The 6,760-nt window shown below is 68.9% G+C and carries 7 protein-coding genes; 1 reads left to right on the forward strand and 6 read right to left on the reverse strand.

The annotated features are described in order from the left end of the window. Window positions 1-76: 76 nt before the first annotated feature. Both AC3WRR_RS25205 and AC3WRR_RS25210 read right to left on the reverse strand, forming a co-directional pair. Entirely contained in the window at window positions 77-733 is a 657-nt protein-coding gene (locus AC3WRR_RS25205) for a peroxiredoxin (protein WP_010810897.1), read from the reverse strand. 92 nt (window positions 734-825) lie between these two features. Beyond that, entirely contained in the window at window positions 826-1,263 is a 438-nt protein-coding gene (locus tag AC3WRR_RS25210) for a universal stress protein (protein ID WP_011617733.1), read from the reverse strand. A gap of 211 nt (window positions 1,264-1,474) precedes the next feature. On the opposite strand from AC3WRR_RS25210, the gene AC3WRR_RS25215 reads away from it, so the two are divergent. Next, window positions 1,475-3,160, forward strand: a complete 1,686-nt coding sequence (locus AC3WRR_RS25215; RefSeq protein WP_492298425.1) for a SulP family inorganic anion transporter — start codon at window positions 1,475-1,477, stop codon at window positions 3,158-3,160. A 1-nt stretch (window position 3,161) separates the two neighbouring features. Here AC3WRR_RS25215 and AC3WRR_RS25220 read toward each other — a convergent pair whose 3' ends face one another. The 4 genes from AC3WRR_RS25220 to pdhA form a co-directional block, all read right to left on the reverse strand. After that, on the reverse strand, window positions 3,162-3,356 hold the full coding sequence (locus tag AC3WRR_RS25220; protein WP_010810900.1) for a ribbon-helix-helix domain-containing protein: 195 nt from the start codon (window positions 3,354-3,356) through the stop codon (window positions 3,162-3,164). Between the two features lie 215 nt (window positions 3,357-3,571). Next, window positions 3,572-4,690, reverse strand: a complete 1,119-nt coding sequence (locus AC3WRR_RS25225) for a dihydrolipoamide acetyltransferase family protein (protein WP_010810901.1) — start codon at window positions 4,688-4,690, stop codon at window positions 3,572-3,574. Between the two features lie 34 nt (window positions 4,691-4,724). Then, the gene (locus tag AC3WRR_RS25230; protein WP_010810902.1) at window positions 4,725-5,702 is read right to left on the reverse strand and encodes an alpha-ketoacid dehydrogenase subunit beta; all 978 of its coding nucleotides are present in this window, start codon (window positions 5,700-5,702) and stop codon (window positions 4,725-4,727) included. Between the two features lie 45 nt (window positions 5,703-5,747). Next, window positions 5,748-6,760, reverse strand: a 1,013-nt coding sequence (gene pdhA, locus AC3WRR_RS25235) for a pyruvate dehydrogenase (acetyl-transferring) E1 component subunit alpha (RefSeq protein WP_492298428.1), incomplete at its 5' end; no start/stop codon positions are given.

Genomic DNA, 6,760 nt, shown 5'->3' on the forward strand with positions numbered 1-6,760 from the left:
ATAAGCCCATCCCGACGAGGCCGGCGGCCCCCCCCCCCCCGCCCGCACTCCCTGGTGCTGGCGCTTCTCGCTCCCCTTACTTGGGCTGCTCCACCGTGCGCAGGTAGGGCTTCAGGGTCTTGAAGCCCTGCGGGTACTTCTTCTTGGCCTCCTCGTCCGAGACCGATGTGGGGATGATGACGTCCTCGCCCGGCTTCCAGTTCACCGGCGTGGCCACGGTGTGCTTGGCATTGAGCTGCAGCGAATCCAGCAGGCGCAGCACCTCGTCGAAATTGCGCCCGGCGCTCATCGGGTACACCAGCATGGCCTTGACCTTCTTGTCCGGGCCGATGATGAACACCGAGCGGATGGTGGCGTTGTCTACCGCCGTGCGCGGGCCGCTGCCGCTGGCCTCGGGGTGGATCATGTCGTAGAGCTTGGCCACCTTCAGGTCTGCGTCGCCGATCATCGGATAGTTGATGGTGCAGTTCTGCGTTTCCTCGATGTCCTTGACCCAGCGCTGGTGGTCGCCGACCGGGTCGATGCTCAGGCCGATGATCTTGGTGTTGCGCTTGTCGAATTCGGGCTTGAGCCGGGCCATATAGCCCAGTTCGGTGGTGCACACCGGCGTGAAGTCCTTGGGATGCGAGAACAGGATGGCCCAGTTGTCGCCGATCCATTCATGGAAGCTGATCTTGCCTTCCGTGGTGTCGGCGGTGAAATCAGGGGCTTGCTCGCCCAGTCGAATCGCCATGGTTGCGCTCCTTGCAGTTGGCGTGGTTTGGAAACGCGCGTCGCCGCGCACTGTTGCCCGCTATCGCGCTGTCTCGTTGTTCGCCCGGCCGCCTAGCGGAAGACCAGCACCGGGATCGTGCTGTGGGTCAGGACCTTGTGGGTTTCGCTGCCGATCAGCAGCGCCTGCAGCCCGCGCTTGCCATGCGACGACATCACGATCAGGTCGCAGTCGCGCTGCTGCGCGCACTGGATGATGGCCTGCCAGGGATGGTCGTCGGTGGCCGTAACGGTCTCGCAGGCCACGCCGGCCTGCGCCGCGGTGTGGCTGAGCGCGGCGAGGAAGGTATCCGCGTGGCGCGCTGCTTCTGCGGCAAAGGTGTCCTTGGTGTCCTGCAGGCTGGTCAGCCGGTAGGTCAGTACGTGGTACTCGGGAATCACATGCAGCCCGGTCACGCGGGCGCCGATGCGGCTGGCAAAGGCCATGGCGCGGGCCGCCATCGCGTCGGCGCGTGCGGAGCCGTCGGTAGGCACAAGGAGGTGCTTGAACATGATGGGCCTCCGATTGCAGAAGATTGCCGCGTCCGCCCTGGCCCATACCCCGTACGCCCGGGCGAGCCAATCCAGTATAGGAATTGAGTGGCATAAGCGACAGTGCAGGCGTGGCGAATATCACGGCGCGAGCCGCAAGCCGGCGGGCATTAACATGCTGTTATCATCCAATGCACCATCATCATCCTGCACGAACCCGAGGGATTGACGCATGATCGCGCTGCGCGAAGCTTGGCTGGCCGGACTGTTCCGACGCGGCAACTGGCTGCCGAACATCGTGTCGGGCGTGATCGTCGGGGTGGTGGCGCTGCCGCTGGCCATGGCGTTTGCGATCGCGTCAGCCGCCAAGCCGGAGCAGGGCCTGTACACGGCCATCGTCGCCGGGCTGGCGGTGTCGCTGTTCGGCGGCAGCCGGCTGCAGATCGCGGGGCCCACCGGCGCGTTTATCGTGGTGCTGTCCGCCGTGACCGCGCGCCATGGCATCGACGGCCTGCAGATCGCCACCCTGATGGCGGGGCTGATCCTGCTGGCGATGGGGCTGACGCGGCTGGGCAGCGTGATCCGGTTCATTCCCGCGCCGGTGATCGTCGGCTTCACGGCTGGCATCGGCGTGATCATCTTTGTCGGCCAGTGGCGCGATTTCTTCGGTCTGCCGCCGGTCGCCGGCGAGCATTTCCACGAAAAACTCTGGCACCTGCTGCAGGCGCTGCCGCAATGGCACCCGGCCACCACCGCGCTGGCGCTGGGCAGCCTGGCGCTGGTAGTGGGCGCGCCGCGCGTGCGCTGGCTGCGGCGCATCCCCGGGCCGCTGGTGGCGCTGCTGGTTGCCACCGCGGTGCAGGCGCTGTTCCGCTTTGACGGCGTCGCCACCATCGGCACCGCCTTTGGCGGCCTGCCGCGCGGGCTGCCCGTGCCCGCGCTGCCGGACATCACGCTGGCACGCGTGCTGGAGCTGGCCGGGCCGGCCTTCACCATCGCCATGCTGGGCGCGATCGAGTCATTGCTGTCCGCGGTGGTGGCCGACGGCATGGCGGGCACGCGGCACGATTCCAACCAGGAGCTGGTCGGCCAGGGCATCGCCAATATCCTGGCGCCGCTGTTCGGCGGGTTTGCCGCCACCGGCGCCATCGCCCGCACCGCCACCAATATCCGCAATGGCGGCAACAGCCCGCTGGCCGGCGTGGTGCATGCGCTCACGCTGGTAATGGTGCTGCTGTTCCTGGCACCGCTCGCGGCCAGCGTGCCGCTGGCGACGCTGGCCGCGATCCTGTTCGTGGTGGCCTACAACATGAGCGAGGGGCGCCAGTTCGCGCGCATGGTCCGCCGCGCGCCGCGCGCCGACGTGGCCATCCTGCTGATCACCTTCACCCTGACCGTGCTGACCGACCTGGTGGTGGCGGTCAACATCGGGGTGATCCTGGCCATGCTGCAGTTCCTGCTGCGCATGTCGGCGTCAGTGGAGGTGGCGCGCCAGGATGTCGTGGACGTAGAGCGCGAACTGGGCGATACCGGCGCCGGCCTGCCCGCGCGGATGCCGCCGGGCGTGCTGGTCTATGCCATCGACGGACCGTTCTTCTTCGGTGCCGTGGAAGCGTGCGAGCGCGCACTGGTGCAGACCCATACCGAGCCGCGCGTGCTGCTGATCCGCCTGGGCCGCGTGCCCTTCATGGACATGACCGGGCTGCAGACGCTGGAGGCCGTGATCGTGACGCTGCAGAAACGCGGCGTGGCGGTGGTGCTGGCTGAAGCCAACGAGCGGGTCAGGGAAAAGCTGGCGCGCGCGGGCGTGCTGGCGGCGCTGGGGGAGGGCAACTACGTGGATTCGCTGGCGCAGGTGGTGCAGCGCTGCGGCGAGCTGGCAAGCGAAGATGCAGGCGAGGGCGACGCCCCGCGCTGAGTCACTTCTTCTGCCGGGTGCTGCCCGCGGGCTTGGGCTTGGTGGCGTATTCCACGCCATGCTGGGCCAGGTATTCGCGGATCAGCTGGCGCACGACCTGCGACGGTGTCAGATCCTGTGAGGCGCACAGGGTTTCAAAGGCCTTTTTCTTGACCGGATCGATCAGGATGGTAAGGCGGGCGGTCTTGGATTCCATGAGGGGGGTCCGGCTGTCCGGATAGGTCCGGCTTGACGGCAGCGGCGATCGGAAACGCATTATATACAGGGCCACCGCAGCGCCCGATTCCCGATCGGTGCCAGCACACCGGCGGTTTGCTCCCCTCTCCCGCTTGCGGGAGAGGGGAGCGTACACGAGGGGCGGCAGTATTCTCCGAGGCTATTTGCTCGTCGGCTCCCTGTTGTCTTCGACCGCTACACCGCCATCTCCAGATCCGCAATCACCGCCGCCAGAAACCGCGCCGCCTCCCCACCCGTCACCACGCGATGGTCAAAGGTCAGGCTCAGCGGCATCACCCGGTGCACCGCCGGCACGCCGCCGGCTGCTACCACTTCCTCGCGCACGCGCCCCGCACCCAGGATTGCCACGGTCGGCGGCACCACGATTGGCGCGGCATAGCGCCCCGCGATCATGCCGAAGTTGGACAGCGTGATGGTGTTGCCGCGCATCTCCTCCGGCGCGATGGTGCGCGCGCGGATGTCGGCGCGCATGCGGTCCAGGCCGTGGCGCAGGTCTGCGGCATCGCGGTTGCCGACGTCGCGCAGCACCGGCACGAACAGGCCTTCGGGCAGGTCGGCCGCGATGCCGACGTCGATCTTCTTCAGCACGTGGCGGCGGGCGGTCTGGCCTTCGTACCAGGCATTGAGGCCGGGTTCGGCGCGGCAGCCGGCCACCAGGGCGCGCACCAGCCGGATGGTGACATCGGCGCCGGGCTGCCAGGCGTGGATGTCGGCGTCGTCCATCACGGTGGCGGCGGCCACTTCGGCTTGTGCACGCGCCATGTTCTGCGCCATCGCCCGGCGCACGCCGCGCAGCTGTTCCGGCGCGCCCAGTTCGGCCAGCGTGCTGGCTACCCGTTCCACGTCGGCGGCGGTGACGACGCCCTCGGGGCCCGATGCCGTGGCCATTGCCAGGTCCACCCCGAGCCGGCGCGCCAGCGCGCGCACCGCCGGCGTGGCCTTGACGCGGGCGGCCATGGCCGCGGCGGGTGCCGCGGAGCCCGCGGGCGCGGCTTCATTGACCACGTGCGTGCCGACCTGGACCGAGCCCACCACGGTGCCGGCGTCGGCATCCTCGCCCGCACCCTCGACGCCGACCAGCGGCGCGCCCAGGTGGACGATATCGCCGGGCTGCGCAAACAGCTTGGCGATGGTGCCTGCATAGGGCGACGGGATTTCCACGATGGCCTTGGCCGTCTCCACCGACAGCAGCGGCTGGTCAGCGGCCACGGTGTCGCCGGTCTTGACGTGCCAGGTCACGATCTCGGCCTCCTGCAGGCCTTCGCCCAGGTCGGGCAGCTTGAAGACTCTCATCGGCACTCCTTGCCTATCGTCGGCAACTCTCGCATTACGCTGCCATCGCCTTGCGCGCCGCGTCGACGATGCGGGCGACGCCAGGCAGGTAGGTGTATTCCAGCCGCGCCAGCGGCACCACGGTGTCGAAGCCGGTCACGCGCTGCACCGGCGCGGCCAGTGAGTAGAGGCCCGCGTCGGCCAGCTGCGCCGCGATCTCGGCGCCGAAGCCGGCGGTGCGCGGGGCCTCGTGCACGATCACGCAGCGGCCCGTGCGCGTCACCGATTCCAGGATGGTCTGCATGTCCAGCGGCTTGAGCGTGGCCACGTCGATGACCGTGGCCGTCACGCCTTCGCCTGCCAGTGCGTCCGCGGCGGCGAGCGTCTCCTGCACCATCGCGCCCCAGCTCACCAGCGTGATGTCGCTGCCTTCGCGCAGCGTGAAGCAGGTGTCCAGCGGCAGCGCGGCGCCGTCGTCGGCCACTTCCTGGCGGAACAGGCGGTACAGCCGCGTGGGTTCGAGGAAGATGACCGGGTCCGGATCGGCGATGGCCGCCAGCAGCAGCCCGTACGCGCGCGCGGGCGATGAAGGCACCACCACGCGGATGCCGGGCATATGCGCGAACATCGCCTCCGGGCTTTCGGAATGATGCTCGGGTGCATGGATGCCGGCACCGCACGGCGAGCGCACCACCATCGGACATGACAAGCGCCCGCGCGTGCGATGCCGCATGCGTGCGGCGTGGTTGATGATGTGGTCGACCGCGGGGTAGATAAAGCCGGTGAACTGGATCTCGGCCACCGGCTTGAGCCCCATTGCCGCCATGCCGATCGCCGCGCCGACGATGCCGCCTTCGGCCAGCGGCGTATCCATGACGCGCGCCGCGCCAAAGCGCGCCTGCAGGCCCGCGGTGGCGCGGAACACGCCGCCATTGACGCCGATATCCTCGCCCAGCAGCAGCACATCGGGATCGTGCTCGAGCGCATGGGCCAGCGCCAGGTTGACTGCTTCGACCAGATTGATTTCCGCCATGGTTCGCTCGCTGTGGTCGCCAGGTGAAGGCGCAGGGTTTGCTGGTTATCCGTGCGGCGCCAGGAAGCGCCGGGCAATCTCCAGCTGCGCCTGCAATTCGGCCGGCATGGTTGCGTACAGGCAGTCGAACATCGCGGCCGGGTCCGGCTGCGGCACGGCCAGGTAAGTCTCCACGGCCTGCGCCACCTGCTGTGAGCAGGCCTTGACCAGCGCTTCCTCGCGCGCCGCGTCCCACGCGTGCAGCGCCAGCAGGTGCGTGCGCAGCCGCAGCAGCGGCTCTTCCTGCCAGTGCGCCTTGACGCTGGCCTCGTCGCGGTAGCGCGAGGCGTCGTCGGCGGTGGTGTGGTCGCCCAGGCGATAGGTGATGGCCTCGATCAGCGCCGGGCCGCCGCCGTCGCGCGCGCGCGCGATGGCCTCGCCGACGCGGTGCCGCACCGCGACCACGTCGTTGCCGTCGACCTGCTCACCGGGGATGCCGGCGGCAATGGCCTTCTGCGCCAGCGTCTGCGCCGCGGTCTGGCCGCTGCGCGGCATCGAGATTGCCCACTGGTTGTTGTTGATCACGATCACCAGCGGCGCGTGCCACGCGCCGGCCATGTTCATGCCCTCATAGAAATCGCCCTTGGAGGTGCCGCCGTCGCCCAGCAGGCAGACCGCCACGCGCGGCTCGCCGCGCAGCTGGAACGCATAGGCGGCGCCGGCCGCGTGGCAGACCTGGGTGCCGATCGGCACGCAGTTGGCAAAGTCATGCGGCGCCGCCGCAAAGCCGCTGCCGCGTTCGTCGCCGCCCCAGTAGAGCAGGCTCTCGGCCATCGTGACGCCCCGCACAAACTGCGCCGCGTGGTCGCGGTACGAGGGCACCAGCACGTCTTCGGGCCGCATCGCAAAGGCCACGCCCACGCCGATGGCTTCCTGGCCGAGGGCCGAGGCAAAGGTGCCGATCTTGCCGGTGCGCTGCAGCGCAATCGCTTTCAGGTCGAACTGGCGCGTCAGCACCATCGCCTGGTACAGCGGCAGCAGCGCGTCGGGGTTGCTGGCAAGGGGTGGGGGAGGAGAAG

The organism is Cupriavidus sp. FW305-3-2-15-C-LB2, assembly GCF_058787575.1.